Here is a 13,949-nt window from a genome sequence, read left to right as displayed (position 1 = left end):
CGCTCGTGCCGGGTGCTCAGCCGACGGGAAAGAGGCTGCCGAGCTTGGTCGCCAGCATGACGTTGCCGGTGGCCTTGAGCTTGCCGGTCATGAAGGCAGTCATGCCGTTGATCTCACCGTTCATCACTCCCTTGAGGGTGTCGGTGCTCATTTTCAGGGTCACGGAGGGGGCGTCGTGCTCGCCCTCCTCGACGGCGAGGCTGCCATCCTTCACCACCAGATAGTGGCTGTTGGCATCGCTGAAGTGGAACTGGAAGACCTCGTCCATGCCGCTGGCGGCCTGGGCGTCGAAACGAGTCTGCAGCTTGTCGAGGGTCGAAGGGGTCATGTCGTATCCTTGGTCTGGGGATTGGGTGATGGGCGCGGGCGCCGTCGGCGATGAGGACGAGAATATTTAAAACGATCGTTTCAATCAAGTATTGCTCCCGCCTCCGCTTCATGCTTGGCTGGGAGGCGACGAGAGCCGCGAGGCGAGGAGAGCCCGGTGAACGAGTGGTTGACGGATTTCGGCATGTTCCTGGCCCAGGTGTTGAGCCTGGTGGTGATCGGCGGCCTGGTGGTCGCCGTGGTGGTGAAGGCGCGTGGCGAAGTGGGCGAACGTACCCGGCTGCGCATCGAGGAGCTCAACACGAACCGCGAGTATCGGCGCCGCCGCCTGACCATGGCGGCCAGTGAGCCCGGTGAACGCAAGCGGCTGCTCAAGGGCTTCCGCAAGGATGACAAGTCTCGCGGCCGGCGTGGACGAAAGGGCAAGGCGGAGCCCCGGCAGACGGTGTGGGTGCTCGACTTCCATGGCGACCTGCGCGCCAGTGCGACCGGTCGCCTCGGCGAGGAGGTGTCGGCGCTGCTGGATGCCGCCGACGAGGGGGACGAGGTGGTGATACGCCTGGAGTCGGCGGGGGGGCTGGTGCATGCCTATGGCCTGGCCGCCGCCGAGCTCGATCGACTGCGCGAGGCGGGGTTGCGGACCACCGTCTGCGTCGACAAGGTGGCCGCCAGCGGCGGCTATCTGATGGCCTGCGTCGCCGACCAGCTGCGTGCCGCGCCCTTCGCGGTGCTCGGCTCCATCGGCGTGGTCGCCCAGTTGCCCAATGTCCACCGCCTGCTCAAGCGTCACGACATCGACGTGGAACTGCTCACCGCCGGGCGCTACAAGCGCACCCTGACGGTGTTCGGCGAGAATACCGAGGAGGGGCGTGAGAAGTTTCGCGAGGACCTGGAAGGCATTCACGAGCTGTTCAAGCGTTATGTGGCCGAGCGCCGCCGGCACCTCGATATCGAGGCGGTGGCCACCGGTGAGGTGTGGTACGGCAGTGAGGCGCTCGAGAAGGGGCTGGTCGATGCCCTGGGAACCAGCGAGGCCTATCTGGCCGAGCGCATGAAGGATGCCCGGGTGATCGGCCTGAAGCTGGAGCCGAAACGCAAGCTGGGCGAGCGCCTCGGCATGGCGGTCTCTCGCGGCGTGGAACGGGCCGTCGAGCGTGGTCTCGAGGTGCTCGACGCCAGCCGCTGGCAGAAACGCTGACGGTCTGCCTCAGGGCGTCGCGTCGAAGCCGAGCCGACCGAGCGCCTCGATCACGGTGCGTGCACTGTCGCCGTGCAGCGAGTAGTAGATGGTCTGGGAGGCGCGTCGCGTGCTGACCAGGCCCTCGCGGCGCAGGATCGCCAGGTGCTGGGACAGTGCCGACTGGCTGAGGGCGAGCCGCTGGTTGAGCTCCGTCACCGAGAGTTCATTGCCGTCGAGCAGGCACAGGATTCTCAAGCGATTGTCATTGGCCATGGCCTTGAGCAGTGTGGTTGCCTGGTCGATGATCGGATCCCCGCCATCGAGCAGGCGAGAGGCGACGCTGTTAGAAGTGCTCATGAGGATCCCCTCCTGCGCTGACAGGCCCTGCGGCCCCGGCACAATGGCTCGACACCCGGCTGTCGCCGGCGGTTGAGGCATTGCTGACGTTTTCCCCCGACCCTCCGTGGCACTTCCCGGTCCTGGCCTGGCGACTAGGCATTTTCTGTTTTAATCATTGCTCAAGCATAGCCCACCGCAAGCCCAAGCCAAGCCGCGTTTTCACGATGGTTCAATGGCGCGCAATGGGTGAACTGTGCTTGCCACCGGCATCGTTGTCGACAATAGGGCGCGAGACCCTTCACCTTTTGTCGCAAATTAGCCGATGGTATGAGGGCGGCCGGACAAAACTCCTCTAGAGTGTCAACAATTCCAGCCGTCATCCGATTGCAGACAGGACGCCCATGAGCACCTATCATCGCGAATTTCGCCGCTCCATCGAGCAACCCGCAACCTTCTGGGCCGAACAGGCACGCCGGCTTCCCTGGTTCACGCCGCCCACCACGATCCTCGAGTACGACGAGGCAGGGCATGCCCGCTGGTTCGTCGATGGCGAGCTCAACATCTGCCACGCGGCTCTGGACCACCATGTCGAGCAGGGGCGTGGTGACCAGCCGGCGATCTTCTGGGACTCGCCGGTCACCGCCGCCAAGCGCGTGATCACCTATGCCGAGCTGCGCGACCAGGTGGCCGGTTTCGCCGGCGCGCTAAAGGGGCTCGGCGTGGCGAAGGGCGACCGGGTGGTGATCTACATGCCGATGGTGCCCGAGGCGCTGGTGGCGATGTATGCCTGTGCCCGACTCGGTGCGGTGCATTCGGTGGTGTTCGGCGGCTTCGCCCCCCACGAACTGGCGGTGCGCATCGAGGATGCGGAACCCCGGGTCGTTGTCGCCGCCTCCTGCGGTGTCGAGGTCGACCGGGTGCTTCCCTACAAGCCGATCATCGACGCCGCCATCGAACAGAGCCGCTACAAGCCGGAGGCCTGCGTGGTGCTGCAGCGCGACCAGCATCGCGCCGAGCTGGGGCCGATCGACCACGACTGGACAGCCCTGGTCGAGAAGGCCGAGCCGGCCGACTGCGTGCCGGTCAGGGGCAGCGACCCGCTCTACGTGCTCTACACCTCGGGGACCACCGGCAAGCCCAAGGGGGTGGTGCGTGACACGGCGGGCTACGCGGTGGCGCTGCACTATTCCATGGAGACCATCTACGACATGGCGCCGGGGGAGGTATTCTTTTCGGCCTCCGACGTGGGCTGGGTGGTCGGTCACTCCTACATCGTCTACGCTCCGCTGCTGCGTGGCTGTACCACCGTGGTCTACGAGGGCAAGCCGGTGAAGACCCCGGATGCCGGCGCCTTCTGGCGACTGATCGCGGAGTATCGGGTGAAGAGCTTCTTCACCGCGCCGACCGCCTTCCGGGCGATCAAGAAGGAGGACCCGGACGGCAAGCTGCTCGGGCAGCACGATATTTCCTGCCTCAAGGCGCTCTTCCTCGCCGGCGAGCGGCTCGACCCGCCGACCTTCCACTGGCTCGACGACCTGCTGGACGTGCCGGTGATCGACCACTGGTGGCAGACCGAGACCGGCTGGCCCATCGCCGCCAACCTCCAGGGCCTCGAGCCGATGCCCACCAGGGCCGGCTCGGCCACGGTGCCGGTGCCCGGCTTCGACGTGCAGATCCTCGACCGGGAAGGCGAGCTGGCCGCGGCCATGGAGCAGGGCAGTGTGGTGATCAAGCAGCCGCTGCCGCCGGGCTGCCTGGTGGGGGTGTGGCGCGACCCGCAGCGCTTCCACAGCGCCTACATGGCGGCCTTCCCGGGCTACTATCTCACCGGTGACGGCGGCTATTTCGACGAGGACGGTTACCTCTTCATCATGGGGCGCACCGACGACGTCATCAACATCGCCGGCCACCGCCTCTCCACCGGCGAGATGGAGGAGGTGGTCGGCGCGCACCCGGCGGTCGCCGAGTGCGCGGTGATCGGCATCCACGACGCCCTGAAGGGGCAGCTCCCGGTGGGGTTGGTGATTCCCAAGGATGGCTTCGATGGTGACGAGGTGGCCCTTGAGGAGGCGCTGATCGCCCTGGTGCGCGAGAAGATCGGCCCCATCGCCTGCTTCAAGCAGGTGCTGGTGGTCGATCGGCTGCCCAAGACCCGCTCCGGCAAGATCCTGCGCAAGCTGCTGCGCAGCATCGCCGACGGCAAGGAGTACGGCGTGCCCTCGACCATCGACGACCCGGCAAGCCTGCAGGACGTCCACGAGGCGATGAAGGCGCGCTCGGTGGGGGCGGCCCACGATGCTCGCCAGGTCTGAAACCGCCAGACCTGCGTGACCGGCGCCGCCCCTGGAGGGCGGCGCCAGCGTATGCGCTCACCCCGGGCGCATGGCCAGGCACGCTGCGAGGCCGTATAATGCGCGCCCTGCTCGCCCCTGAAGCCACCGCAGCCGAGGAGATTGCCATGCCCATTGCACTCAATCATGTGGATACCGGAGGAGCGGGCATTCCGCTGGTGGTCGTCCATGGCCTGTTCGGCAGCGCCGACAACTGGCGCTCCCACGTGAAGGCATGGCAGGCGGGGCGCCGGGTGATCACGGTGGACCTGCGCAACCACGGCCGCTCGCCCCATGCCGTGGGCATGGACTATGAGGCGATGGCCGCCGACCTGCTCGCGCTGCTCGACCGCCTGGGCATCGCCCGGGCCCACCTGCTGGGCCACTCGATGGGCGGCAAGGTGGTGATCAGCCTGGCGCGGCTCGCCCCGGAGCGGGTGGCCTCGTTGATCGTCGCCGACATCGCGCCGCGGGCCTATGGCCATGACCACGATGCCGTCTTCGCCGCCCTCCGGCGGGTCGCCCAGGGCAGACCCGCCAACCGGCGCGAGGCCGACGAGCTGCTCGCCGAGCATGTCGAGGAGCGTGCCGTGCGGCTGTTCCTCGCCACCAACCTGGAGCGAGCCGAAGAGGGCGGCCTCCGGCTGCGCCTGGGGCTCGACGAGATCCAGCAGGACTACGAGGCGATCATGGGCGCCCCGGCCGGAGAGGGGGCTTTCGCCGGGCCAACCCTGGTGCTGCGCGGCGCGCACTCGCACTACGTCACCGACGAGATGCTGCCCGAGCTTCGCGAGGTGTTGCCCGAGGCGCGGGTGGTGACCCTGGACGCCGGACACTGGCTGCATGCCGAACGGCCCGAGGCATTTCGCGAGGCGGTGGACGACTTCCTCGGCGGAGCGGGCTGATTCGGCCTCAGAAGGTGCCGGGGTCGAGGGCCAGGCGCTCCACCGGGGTCAGCCGCTCGACCAGGCCGGCATCGTGCAGGAACTTCTCGAAGCGGGCGTAGCGGCCGTGGTCGACGGCCGCAGGGCTTGCGCTCAGGTGCATCAGGATGTCGGGCCAGGCCGCCAGGTTGGCCGGCGTGTCCAGCCCCGGCTCGGCGACCAGTAAGTGGGTCCAGGCCGCGGAGGGGTGTTCCAGGATCCAGGCGGTGGCTTCCTCCAGTGCCTCCACCAACTGACGAATCGCTTCACGCTGGCCATTCAGCCGATCGCGGTTGGCCAGCAGGATCAGGCCATCGTGCAGCGGTACCCCGTACTCCTCGACCCGCATCAGGCGGGTAGCGATCCCTTCGTCGCCGAGTTCGCGAGGCAGCAGGTGGCGCATGGCGCCGATCACGCCGTCCACCTCGCCCTCGCTGATGGCCCGCCCAGGACCGAAATTGATGCCGCGCACCTCGACCTCGGCTCGCTTGATGCCTTGGGGGCGCAGCAGGGTATCGAGCAGCACCGCCAGGCTGTCTTCGTCGGCATGGCCGATGCGTCGCCCCGCCAGGTCGGCAGGCGAGTCGATCCGCAGGCCGTCGCGGACGACCAGCGCGGCCAGGGTGCCGTCGACCAGGGTCGCGACCCGTATCAGCGGCAGGCCCTGGTCGACCTTCAGGTGAAGCAGCGGCTGGCGGGTCAGGGCGAGGTCCACCCGCGAGGCGGCGAGCAGCTTGGTCGGTACGTTGGGGTCGGCCGGCGTCGACAGGCGCACCTCGAGGCCGCGCCGCGCGAACATGCCCTTGTCACGGGCCACGATCAGGGCGGCATGCCGCGGGCTCGGGTACCAGTCGAGCATCACGTCCAGTTCCGTCATCGGCGGTGGCGCGATGGGTTCGGCCGGCGCCTGGGTCGTGCGGGGCACCGCGGGTTCGGCCTCACCGTCGAGCCGCTTCGGCAGCGTCGCCATGGGCGCTTCCCCCGATCCCCGCCGTCGTACCTCCGGCGGAGGGGCGGCCGGCCCGGTCGTCTCTGCCGATGGCGCCGGGTCCAATGGTGCCTCGCCCAGCACGGGCACCATCACCTCGGTCTCGAGGGCCGGGGGCGGCAGGGGCGGCACCGCCAGCGGCTCAACTTCGCCCCCGGCGGCGTGACCCGATGGCATGGTCAACGCCACCAGGAGTGACAGGGTGAATCCCCAGCTCGGCAGGCGGCGAGCGCGAGTGGTCATCGTGGGGGCTCCAACGGCTGGAAACGACAGGGACGCCCGTGGCGCGGCGCCAGTTTAGCCTCTGGCGCGGCGCCAGTTTAGCCTCTGGCGCTTCGCCGTGGCCAGTTCGGACCACGCCGCCCGCTTGGCCCGCCGTCGCGATGGGCAACGGGCCGTGCGATAATCGCCCTTCCCCGTTGTCAGGGCAGGACGCCATGGATGTCATCAATACCCTCTTTCTGCTCAGCGGCTTCCTGATTGCCCTGAGCGTGCTCGCCAGCCGGCTCTCCACCCTGGTGGGGCTGCCGCTGCTGTTGATCTTCCTGGGGCTGGGCATGCTGGCCGGGGAAGAGGGGGTGCTCGGCATCCAGTTCGACGACTATTCGCTGGCCTTCCTGATCGGCCACCTGGCGCTGGCCATGATCCTGCTCGACGGCGGGCTGCGCACCCGATTGAAGACCTTCCGGGTCGGTTTCCGTCCGGCCCTGTCGCTGGCCACCTTCGGGGTATTCATCACCAGCGCCCTGGTCGGCGCGCTGGCCATGTGGATCTTCGACCTGAGCCTGGTAGAGGGGCTGCTGGTGGGAGCCATCGTCGGCTCCACCGACGCCGCCGCCGTGTTCTCGATGCTCAGCGGCCGCGGCATCAACCTCAACGAACGCGTCGGTGCCACCCTGGAGATCGAATCCGGCACCAACGATCCCATGGCGATCTTCCTGACCATCATGCTGGTCGAGCTGCTGGTCGGGGAGATCGGTGGCGTGCTGAGTACCACGCTGTTCCTGGTTCAGCAGTTCGGTTTCGGGGTGGCGATCGGGCTGGGGGGTGGCTGGCTGATCGCCAAGCTGCTGCGCTGGGTCGACCTGGCTCCGGGGCTCTACTCCTTGCTGGCCCTGGCCCTGGGGTTCTGTGTCTTCGGCCTGACCAGCGTGCTGGGCGGCAGTGGCTTCCTGGCCATCTACCTCACCGGCCTGATGATCGGCAACCAGCCCGGCCGGCACCTCAATTTCATCCTGCCGGTGCACGATGGCCTGGCCTGGTTGAGCCAGATCGGCCTGTTCCTGGTGCTGGGACTGCTGGTCACCCCCAGCGAGATGCTCGAGTACGCCCTGCCCGCCTTGATGGTGGCCCTGGCGCTGATCTTCGTGGCGCGCCCGCTGGCGGTACTGATCACCATCAAGCCGTTCTTCAAGTTCCGCTGGCGTGAGGTGGGGTTCATTTCCTGGGTGGGGCTGAGGGGCGCGGTGCCCATCGTGCTGGCGATCTTTCCGGTGATCGGGGGGGTGGAGAATGCCTCGCTCTATTTCAACGTCGCCTTCGCGGTGGTGTTGATGTCGCTGCTGATCCAGGGGGGGACGCTGTCCTGGATGGCCCGCTGGATGAAGGTCGAGGTGCCGCGCAGCGTGACGCCTAACCTGCGCGGCCCGCTCGGGGTGCTGCCGGAGAACGACTACGAGATGTTCGTCTACGAGGTCGAGAACTCCGACCTCGAGGACGTGCCGATCCGCCTGCTGCGCTTCCCATCCGGGGCGCTGATCTCGGCGCTGTTCCGCGAGCACGCCATGCTGCACCCCAAGGGCGGCACCCGGCTGCAGCTCGGCGACGTGATCTGCGTGATCGGCCGCACCGATGACCTGCCGGCCCTCAACCGGCTGTTCAATGGCGAGGCCAAGCTCAAGCGGGAGCGTGCCTTCTTCGGCACCTTCACCTTCGACGGCGACGCCCGGATGCAGGATATCGCCGATGTCTACGGCCTGACCCTGAGCCCCGGCGAGAAGGAGATGACCCTGGACCAGTTCATCTCGCTGCGGGTCGGTGGCCACCCGGTAGTGGGCGATGACGTCGACTGGCACGGTATCCACTGGGTGGTCAGCGAGGTCGAGGGCGACAGGATCACCCGGGTGGGGCTGCGCCTCTACTGAGCCGGCTCCGCTGCCTGCTGCCGGCGCCGGCAGGCAACGGTGCGGTTCAGCGCCGGGTCCTCGGCTGCTTGCGTACGGCGAGCTCGACCTCCACCGACGCCTCCGGGCTGGTCATCCGGACTTCGCCATCCTGCACCGTGCAGCTCAGCGTCATGCCCTTGGCCGCCAGCGAGGCCAGGGCCTGCACCGATGCCGGGGGGATGTCGATGACCGACAGGTTGTCGAGGGTGGCACATTTCCCCGCGACCTGCTCCCACCAGATCTCGGCGCCATGGCCGCTGTAGGTGTAGAGGATCACACGGCCGGCCCGGCCGCAGGCACGGCGGATGGCCTTCTCGTCGGGCTGCCCCAACTGGATCCAGAGGTCGATGGCGCCGGTCAGGTCCTTCTGCCAGAGGTCGGGCTCGTCCTCGGTGCTCACTCCCCGGCCGAAGGCCAGTGCCTCGTTGGCGTGAAGCGCAAAGGCCAGCAGCCGTACCATCATGCGCTCATCGGTCTCGGAGGGGTGACGAGCCACGGTCAGCGTGTGGTCTGCATAGTAGTGCCGATCCATATCGGCGATCTGGAACTGGATCCTGTGAATCGTTGCCTTCAATGCCATCTGTCTACGTCACCCGACCGACTGGAAAAAGTATCTGCCATGATGACATAGACGGGGAGGATCTCGAGGGGCAATTGATACCGAAGTGGCCGGAGGGCTGTGCCGGGGGCCGCCTTCCTGCCAGAGGAGGCCGAGTCATGCTGATCGAGCATGAAGCGAACATCCGGGGCCGCGACTTCTTCGTGGGTGACATTCACGGCCAGCACCGACTGCTGCAGGAGGCGATGCGGCGTGTCGGTCTCGATCCGGCGACGGATCGCCTGTTTTCCGTTGGCGACCTCATCGACCGTGGTACCGATTCGCTCGTTTGCCTGTCGCTTGCCTCCAGGCCGTGGTTTCACGCCGTGCGCGGCAATCATGAGGAGCTGGCCCGGAGCGCGCTGCGGGAGGGCGAGGACAGCACCGCCTGGGCACTGTGGATGATCAATGGTGGCGGCTGGGTCGCGCGTAGTGGGGTGGGTGAGGTGCGCAAGATCCTGGATGAGGCGCTGCGCCATCTGCCCCATGCGCGCGAGATCGCGATCGCCGGGAAGCGCGTCGGCATGGTGCACGCCGAGCCGCCGGCAGACTGGTCGCGTCTCGCGGACGCCGACCCGGAAACCCTGGTCTGGGGGCGCGCCCGGATCCAGCGGCGCGACGAGACGCCGGTGGCGGGGGTCGACGCCGTCGTCGTCGGCCACACCATCGTGGAGCGGCCGCTGACCCTGGGCAACGTCCATTACATCGACACCGGTGCCTTCTGTACTGGACATCTGACCCTGGTCGATGCCCGCGAGCTGCTGGGGTGAGGGGGCGACGACGATGGCAAGCGTTGCCCGGGCAACAGGGGGATGTCGGGCCCATGAAAAAAGCGCCCGCAGGCGCTTGATTCATGAAGCATAATGGCGGAGGGACAGGGATTCGAACCCTGGGAAGGCTCTCACCTTCGCCGGTTTTCAAGACCGGTGCATTCAACCGCTCTGCCATCCCTCCGGCTCACGGGTGGGCATATTACCAGTTTTCGAGGTCGGGTCAAGAGCCCCTTGGGATCAAGGCGTTAGCGGGTTCGCTCGGTGTGGGCCAGAATGGGGGTGAGCGACCCCGGGAGACCGCATGAATCACGTCCCACCAGTATCCCCGCGCCCCGTTGCCGCCGTCTCGGCGGCGCTGGTGCGTGAGGGGCGGCTCCTGATGGTCCGTCGCCGCCATCCGCCCAATGCCGGTTACCTGGCCTTGCCCGGGGGGAAGATCGAGGCCGGCGAGAGCCTGGGCGACGCGGCGGTTCGCGAGCTGCTCGAGGAGACCGGGCTACATGCCACGCCACACGAGGTGCTGACGGCCATCGATGTCCTCGATCATGATGGCCAGGGGCGGCTGCAGACCCATTACGTCGTCGTGGTGATCCGCATGGCAGGGCAGTGGGGTGTCGAGGCGGCGGCTGACGACGCCAGCGAGCTATACTGGATGGATATGGCGGCGCTGGAGGCCGCTGGTGACGACGTCTGCCGGACGGCCGCCGAGGTGGCGCGCCGGGCTCTCCGGATGGAGCAAGGGAGGAATCACCGTTGAGGCATGGAGAGACAAGGGCTTGCGCCGTGAACGTCGAGTGGGCATTCTAGGTCGCGTGCCCAGATCAATAACCTCAGGGAGCTCTGGATCAATGGCTTACCAAGACACTCAGCTGACACGGCAGCAGACACAGGTGGTCAGCACCAACAAGGTGCTGCGCAACACCTACGGCCTGCTGGCCATGACACTGCTGTTCTCCGCCGTGACCGCCGGCGCCGCCATGGCCATGGGCATCGAGCGGATGAACATCCTGGTGTTCTTCATCGGCGCCTACGGCCTGATGTTCCTCGTGCACAAGACCGCCAACTCGGCGTTGGGGCTGCTTTCCACCTTCGCCTTCACCGGCTTCATGGGCTTCACCCTGGGGCCGATCCTCAGTGCCTACCTGGCCTTGCCCAACGGCGCAGCCCTGATCATGAACGCCCTGGCCATGACCGGCCTGACCTTCATCGGTCTCTCCGCCGTGGCACTGGTGTCCAAGAAGGACTTCAGCTTCCTGGGCAACTTCCTGCTGGCAGGCGCCATCGTGCTGATCCTGGCCATGGTGGCCGGGCTGGTCTTCCAGATCCCGACCCTGATGCTGATGGTCTCCGCAGGCTTCGTGCTGTTCGCCTCGGCGGCAATCCTCTACCAGACCAGCGAGATCGTGCACCGGGCCGGCGAGACCAACTACATCCTTGCCACCATCACCCTCTATGTGTCGATCTACAATCTGTTCATCAGCCTGCTGTCCCTGCTCGGCATCATGAGCAGCGACTGAACCCCGCTCGGCTGGATCCTGCTGGCCCCGCCTTCCCGGTGGGGCCAGACTGTTTCCGGAGACCCTTCATGCGCTATGCCATCCTGCTGCTGGGTGCCCCATACAGCTGCCAGGCCTCTCATTCCGCGCTGCGCTTCGCTCGCGCCGTGGTGGAGCGTGGGCACCATCTCGAGACGGTGTTCTTCTACCATGATGGGGTACAGAATGCGGCCCGTCTGGCGGCCCCTCCCCAGGACGAGCCGCACCTGGTCGACGCCTGGACGACATTGCACAGCGAGCACGGCACCTCGCTGCAGGTCTGCATCGCCGCCGCCCTGCGCCGCGGGCTGCTCGATGCACGCGAAGCGGTTCGGCATGGCAAGCAGGGCCATAGCGTCGAGCCCCCCTTCGAGCTGACCGGGCTGGGCCAACTGGTCGATCTCGGCCTGAGCTGCGACCGCCTGGTCACCTTCGGCCCCTGAGCCTGTATCGCGTCGAGGAAGCGACATGACCGAGCCAACCCCGTCCGACCTGCTGGTCATCCTGCGTCACGGCCCCCACGGCACCAACTGGCTGCGCGAGGGGCTCGATGCGGCCCTGGTCGCGGCCGCCTTCGGCCGCCGGGTCTCGCTGCTGTTCATGGGCGAGGGCGTGACCGCGTTGCTCCGGGGCCAGCAGGCCGGTCCGCTCGGCCAGAAAGGCACCAGCGCGACCCTGGAGATGCTGGAGATGTATGATATCGAGACGTTACTGGTGGAAGAGGCCGCTCTCGAGCGTTTCGGTCTCACCGAGGCAGATCTGATGCTCCCCGTGCGTCGGTTGTCCGCCGAGGCCATCTCCCGCCAGCCGGGAGCCCACCGCCTGGTGCTGACCTTCTGAGCACGCCACCGGCGACGCCATCCGTTGTACCGAGGATCCCCGCATGTTGCTGCACATTCTGAATCGCTCCCCTGCCGCCAGCCGGGTCTACCAGCAGGCTCTGGCCGCCATGGGGCCGGAGGATCGACTGCTGCTGATCGAGGACGGGGTCCAGGGCGCACTGCCCCAGTTGGTGCGCTACTTCGATGGGCTGCAGGGCCGGCTGTTCGCGCTGCGCGAGGACCTGGCGGCACGCGGTCTCGAGGGACGCTGCGAGGCGTCGGTCCAGGTGGTCGACGTGGACGGCTTCGTGGACCTGACCGAGGAAGCCGAACGCACGGTGAGCTGGTACTGATGGCAACGACGGCGATCGCACGCTTCGTGGAGGTGGGGGGGGAGCGGGTCGGCCTCGATCCCGAGGGGTATCTGGTCGATCTCGGCGACTGGTCGCCGGCGGTGGCTGTCGCCCTGGCCGCGGAAGAGGGGCTTTCGCTCACCGACGAGCACTGGGAGGTGATCGACGTGCTGCGCGCCTTCTACGAGCGCTTCGAGATGGCGCCGGCCATGCGCCCTCTGGTCAAGGCGGTTGGGCAGGCGCTGGGCCCGGAGAAGGGGCGCTCGATCCACCTGATGCGGCTGTTTCCCGGCAGCCCGGCCAAGCTGGGCGCGCGCCTGGCGGGCCTGCCCAAGCCGGCGAATTGTCTCTGACATGAATTTCCTGGCCCATGCCTGGCTCGCCCGCGGCGGCAGCGATGACTTCCTCTACGGCAACCTGATCGCCGACGGCGTCAAGGGCCCCGACCTCTCCGACTGGGATGCCGCAATCGCGGCGGGTATCCGTCACCATCGGCGGGTGGATGCCTTCGTCGATTCCCACCCGGTGGTTCTCGCGGTGCGGGAAAGAGCCCCGCGGGCCCAGCGACGCTATGCCGGTATCGCCCTCGACCTGGTCTGGGACCACTTCATTGCCCGCGAACTCGGGCTCGACATGAGGGAGTCGGCGCTGGTCGCCCGCAGTTACCGCCTGCTGGCGGACCGCCCGGCGCCGGCCCGCCTGGCCACCCTGATGCCGGTGCTGGTGGAGCAGGACTGGCTGCACGGCTATGCCGACTTCGCCTTCACCTGCCGCGCCATCCGCGGCATCGGCCAGCGGCTGTCCGGCCCCAACCGCCTGGCCGACCTGGTGCCCTGGCTCGAGGCGGACTACGCCAACCTCGAGGCCGACTTCCGGCGGCTGTGGCCGGCGGTCATCGACGTGCTCGAGTTTCCCGATCCCTGACCCGATTCAATCGCTCCTGAGCCACAGGCAGTCGACCCTGTCCCCCGGCTCGATCCGCGATTCGGCGGGAATCACCGCCAGGGCGTCGGCACCGACGCAGGAGGAGAGCACCGCGGAGTTCTGGTCGCGAAACGCCTTCGCCACGATCCCTTCCTCGCCGAATTCCAGTGCCACGCGCATGTAGTGGCGCCGCGGCCCGGTGGTGGTCGCGAAGTCGGCCCGGGCGGCGAGTACCGGCAGGGTGGCCAGCGCCGGGGAGCCGAGCAGGGCGCCCATCAAGGGGCGCAGGAACAGCCAGGCGCCGACGAACCCCGACACGGGATTGCCGGGCAGCCCGACGAAGTGGGCCTCGCGGCCGTCCGGCCGGGGCAGGCGACCGAGCGCCAGGGGCTTGCCCGGACGGATGGCCAGGCGCCAGAGGTCGAGCCGGCCCAGGGTCTGCAGCGCCGCCTTGACGTGATCCTCCTCGCCGACGCTGACCCCGCCGGTGGTGATCACCACCTCGGCACGCTCGGCGGCCAGGCGCAGCATATCGAGCGTCGCCACGCGGCTGTCGGGCACCGAGGCGGCCCACACCACCTCGGCGCCGAAGCGCTCGAGCAGGCGCTTGAGCATCGGCCGGTTGGAATTGTAGAGCTGCCCCGGCGCTAGCGGCCGAAGCGCTCGAGCAGGCGCTTGAGCATCGGCCGGTTG

General features: G+C 67.7%; 17 protein-coding genes and 1 tRNA gene. 12 read left to right on the top strand and 6 right to left on the bottom strand.

All coding sequences use genetic code 11. From position 1 onward, the window contains the following. Positions 1–16: 16 nt before the first annotated feature. Entirely contained in the window at positions 17–358 is a 342-nt protein-coding gene (locus C1H66_RS17745) for an SCP2 sterol-binding domain-containing protein (protein ID WP_338066468.1), read from the bottom strand. Between the two features lie 126 nt (positions 359–484). On the opposite strand from C1H66_RS17745, the gene sohB reads away from it, so the two are divergent. Further along, positions 485–1,525 carry a protease SohB gene (gene sohB, locus C1H66_RS17740; RefSeq protein WP_102629208.1) on the top strand — a complete coding sequence of 347 codons (1,041 nt, stop codon included), beginning with the start codon at positions 485–487 and terminating at the stop codon, positions 1,523–1,525. Positions 1,526–1,534: 9 nt separating this feature from the next. On the opposite strand, the gene C1H66_RS17735 is transcribed toward sohB, so the two are convergent. Next, positions 1,535–1,864: an ArsR/SmtB family transcription factor gene (locus C1H66_RS17735; RefSeq protein WP_102629207.1), complete on the bottom strand. Its 330-nt coding sequence runs from the start codon at positions 1,862–1,864 to the stop codon at positions 1,535–1,537. Positions 1,865–2,247: 383 nt separating this feature from the next. Here C1H66_RS17735 and C1H66_RS17730 point away from each other — a divergent pair, with 383 nt between their 5' ends. Both C1H66_RS17730 and C1H66_RS17725 read left to right on the top strand, forming a co-directional pair. After that, positions 2,248–4,158 (top strand): propionyl-CoA synthetase, encoded by a 1,911-nt coding sequence (locus C1H66_RS17730; RefSeq protein WP_102629206.1) that lies wholly within the window; start codon positions 2,248–2,250, stop codon positions 4,156–4,158. Between the two features lie 146 nt (positions 4,159–4,304). Then, positions 4,305–5,081 (top strand): alpha/beta fold hydrolase, encoded by a 777-nt coding sequence (locus tag C1H66_RS17725; protein WP_102629205.1) that lies wholly within the window; start codon positions 4,305–4,307, stop codon positions 5,079–5,081. Positions 5,082–5,088: 7 nt separating this feature from the next. Here the strand turns inward: C1H66_RS17725 and C1H66_RS17720 are convergent, their stop codons facing one another. Continuing rightward, positions 5,089–6,330, bottom strand: a complete 1,242-nt coding sequence (locus C1H66_RS17720) for an ABC transporter substrate-binding protein (RefSeq protein ID WP_240618382.1) — start codon at positions 6,328–6,330, stop codon at positions 5,089–5,091. Positions 6,331–6,524: 194 nt separating this feature from the next. Between C1H66_RS17720 and C1H66_RS17715 the strand changes: the two genes are divergently transcribed. Then, a complete protein-coding gene (locus C1H66_RS17715; protein ID WP_102629204.1) occupies positions 6,525–8,231 on the top strand; it encodes a potassium/proton antiporter in 1,707 nt (568 codons plus the stop codon). A gap of 46 nt (positions 8,232–8,277) precedes the next feature. Here C1H66_RS17715 and C1H66_RS17710 read toward each other — a convergent pair whose 3' ends face one another. After that, complete coding sequence (locus C1H66_RS17710) at positions 8,278–8,832, bottom strand: YaeQ family protein (protein WP_102629203.1); 555 nt, start codon at positions 8,830–8,832, stop codon at positions 8,278–8,280. 137 nt (positions 8,833–8,969) lie between these two features. Between C1H66_RS17710 and C1H66_RS17705 the strand changes: the two genes are divergently transcribed. Beyond that, entirely contained in the window at positions 8,970–9,620 is a 651-nt protein-coding gene (locus tag C1H66_RS17705; protein ID WP_102629202.1) for a metallophosphoesterase, read from the top strand. 94 nt (positions 9,621–9,714) lie between these two features. Here C1H66_RS17705 and C1H66_RS17700 read toward each other — a convergent pair. Beyond that, positions 9,715–9,804, bottom strand: a tRNA-Ser gene (locus C1H66_RS17700). A gap of 120 nt (positions 9,805–9,924) precedes the next feature. On the opposite strand from C1H66_RS17700, the gene C1H66_RS17695 reads away from it, so the two are divergent. From C1H66_RS17695 to C1H66_RS17665, 7 genes are all read left to right on the top strand, one after another. Then, on the top strand, positions 9,925–10,380 hold the full coding sequence (locus C1H66_RS17695) for an NUDIX hydrolase (protein WP_102629201.1): 456 nt from the start codon (positions 9,925–9,927) through the stop codon (positions 10,378–10,380). A 91-nt stretch (positions 10,381–10,471) separates the two neighbouring features. Then, on the top strand, positions 10,472–11,140 hold the full coding sequence (locus C1H66_RS17690) for a Bax inhibitor-1/YccA family protein (protein ID WP_102629200.1): 669 nt from the start codon (positions 10,472–10,474) through the stop codon (positions 11,138–11,140). Between the two features lie 68 nt (positions 11,141–11,208). Next, on the top strand, positions 11,209–11,601 hold the full coding sequence (tusD, locus tag C1H66_RS17685) for a sulfurtransferase complex subunit TusD (protein ID WP_102629199.1): 393 nt from the start codon (positions 11,209–11,211) through the stop codon (positions 11,599–11,601). 25 nt (positions 11,602–11,626) lie between these two features. Then, a complete protein-coding gene (gene tusC / locus C1H66_RS17680; RefSeq protein WP_102629198.1) occupies positions 11,627–11,998 on the top strand; it encodes a sulfurtransferase complex subunit TusC in 372 nt (123 codons plus the stop codon). 43 nt (positions 11,999–12,041) lie between these two features. Beyond that, the gene (gene tusB / locus C1H66_RS17675; RefSeq protein WP_102629197.1) at positions 12,042–12,332 is read left to right on the top strand and encodes a sulfurtransferase complex subunit TusB; all 291 of its coding nucleotides are present in this window, start codon (positions 12,042–12,044) and stop codon (positions 12,330–12,332) included. Further along, the gene (locus tag C1H66_RS17670; protein ID WP_102629196.1) at positions 12,332–12,685 is read left to right on the top strand and encodes a TusE/DsrC/DsvC family sulfur relay protein; all 354 of its coding nucleotides are present in this window, start codon (positions 12,332–12,334) and stop codon (positions 12,683–12,685) included. The genes tusB and C1H66_RS17670 overlap by 1 nt, the downstream gene beginning before the upstream one ends. A 1-nt stretch (position 12,686) precedes the next feature. Next, a complete protein-coding gene (locus C1H66_RS17665; RefSeq protein WP_102629195.1) occupies positions 12,687–13,256 on the top strand; it encodes an acyl carrier protein phosphodiesterase in 570 nt (189 codons plus the stop codon). 6 nt (positions 13,257–13,262) lie between these two features. On the opposite strand, the gene C1H66_RS17660 is transcribed toward C1H66_RS17665, so the two are convergent. Next, positions 13,263–13,949 (bottom strand): molybdopterin molybdotransferase MoeA (locus tag C1H66_RS17660; RefSeq protein WP_240618380.1); only part of this gene is annotated, 687 nt, incomplete at its 5' end.

The organism is Halomonas heilongjiangensis, from assembly GCF_002879645.1.
Classification (GTDB): domain Bacteria; phylum Pseudomonadota; class Gammaproteobacteria; order Pseudomonadales; family Halomonadaceae; genus Halomonas; species Halomonas heilongjiangensis.
The sequence above is the reverse complement of the archived record's forward strand: the minus strand, read 5'-3'. Positions and strand labels throughout refer to the sequence as shown.

What these genes read in the sequence shown, in the direction of transcription:
- C1H66_RS17735 (WP_102629207.1), bottom strand. Translation starts at nt 1,864, where the DNA reads ATGAGCACTTCTAACAGCGTCGCCTCTCGCCTGCTCGATGGCGGGGAT.
- C1H66_RS17665 (WP_102629195.1), top strand. Translation starts at nt 12,687, where the DNA reads ATGAATTTCCTGGCCCATGCCTGGCTCGCCCGCGGCGGCAGCGATGAC.
- C1H66_RS17720 (WP_240618382.1), bottom strand. Translation starts at nt 6,330, where the DNA reads ATGACCACTCGCGCTCGCCGCCTGCCGAGCTGGGGATTCACCCTGTCA.
- tusC (WP_102629198.1), top strand. Translation starts at nt 11,627, where the DNA reads ATGACCGAGCCAACCCCGTCCGACCTGCTGGTCATCCTGCGTCACGGC.
- tusB (WP_102629197.1), top strand. Translation starts at nt 12,042, where the DNA reads ATGTTGCTGCACATTCTGAATCGCTCCCCTGCCGCCAGCCGGGTCTAC.
- C1H66_RS17695 (WP_102629201.1), top strand. Translation starts at nt 9,925, where the DNA reads ATGAATCACGTCCCACCAGTATCCCCGCGCCCCGTTGCCGCCGTCTCG.
- C1H66_RS17670 (WP_102629196.1), top strand. Translation starts at nt 12,332, where the DNA reads ATGGCAACGACGGCGATCGCACGCTTCGTGGAGGTGGGGGGGGAGCGG.
- C1H66_RS17705 (WP_102629202.1), top strand. Translation starts at nt 8,970, where the DNA reads ATGCTGATCGAGCATGAAGCGAACATCCGGGGCCGCGACTTCTTCGTG.
- C1H66_RS17690 (WP_102629200.1), top strand. Translation starts at nt 10,472, where the DNA reads ATGGCTTACCAAGACACTCAGCTGACACGGCAGCAGACACAGGTGGTC.
- C1H66_RS17730 (WP_102629206.1), top strand. Translation starts at nt 2,248, where the DNA reads ATGAGCACCTATCATCGCGAATTTCGCCGCTCCATCGAGCAACCCGCA.
- C1H66_RS17715 (WP_102629204.1), top strand. Translation starts at nt 6,525, where the DNA reads ATGGATGTCATCAATACCCTCTTTCTGCTCAGCGGCTTCCTGATTGCC.
- tusD (WP_102629199.1), top strand. Translation starts at nt 11,209, where the DNA reads ATGCGCTATGCCATCCTGCTGCTGGGTGCCCCATACAGCTGCCAGGCC.
- C1H66_RS17710 (WP_102629203.1), bottom strand. Translation starts at nt 8,832, where the DNA reads ATGGCATTGAAGGCAACGATTCACAGGATCCAGTTCCAGATCGCCGAT.
- C1H66_RS17725 (WP_102629205.1), top strand. Translation starts at nt 4,305, where the DNA reads ATGCCCATTGCACTCAATCATGTGGATACCGGAGGAGCGGGCATTCCG.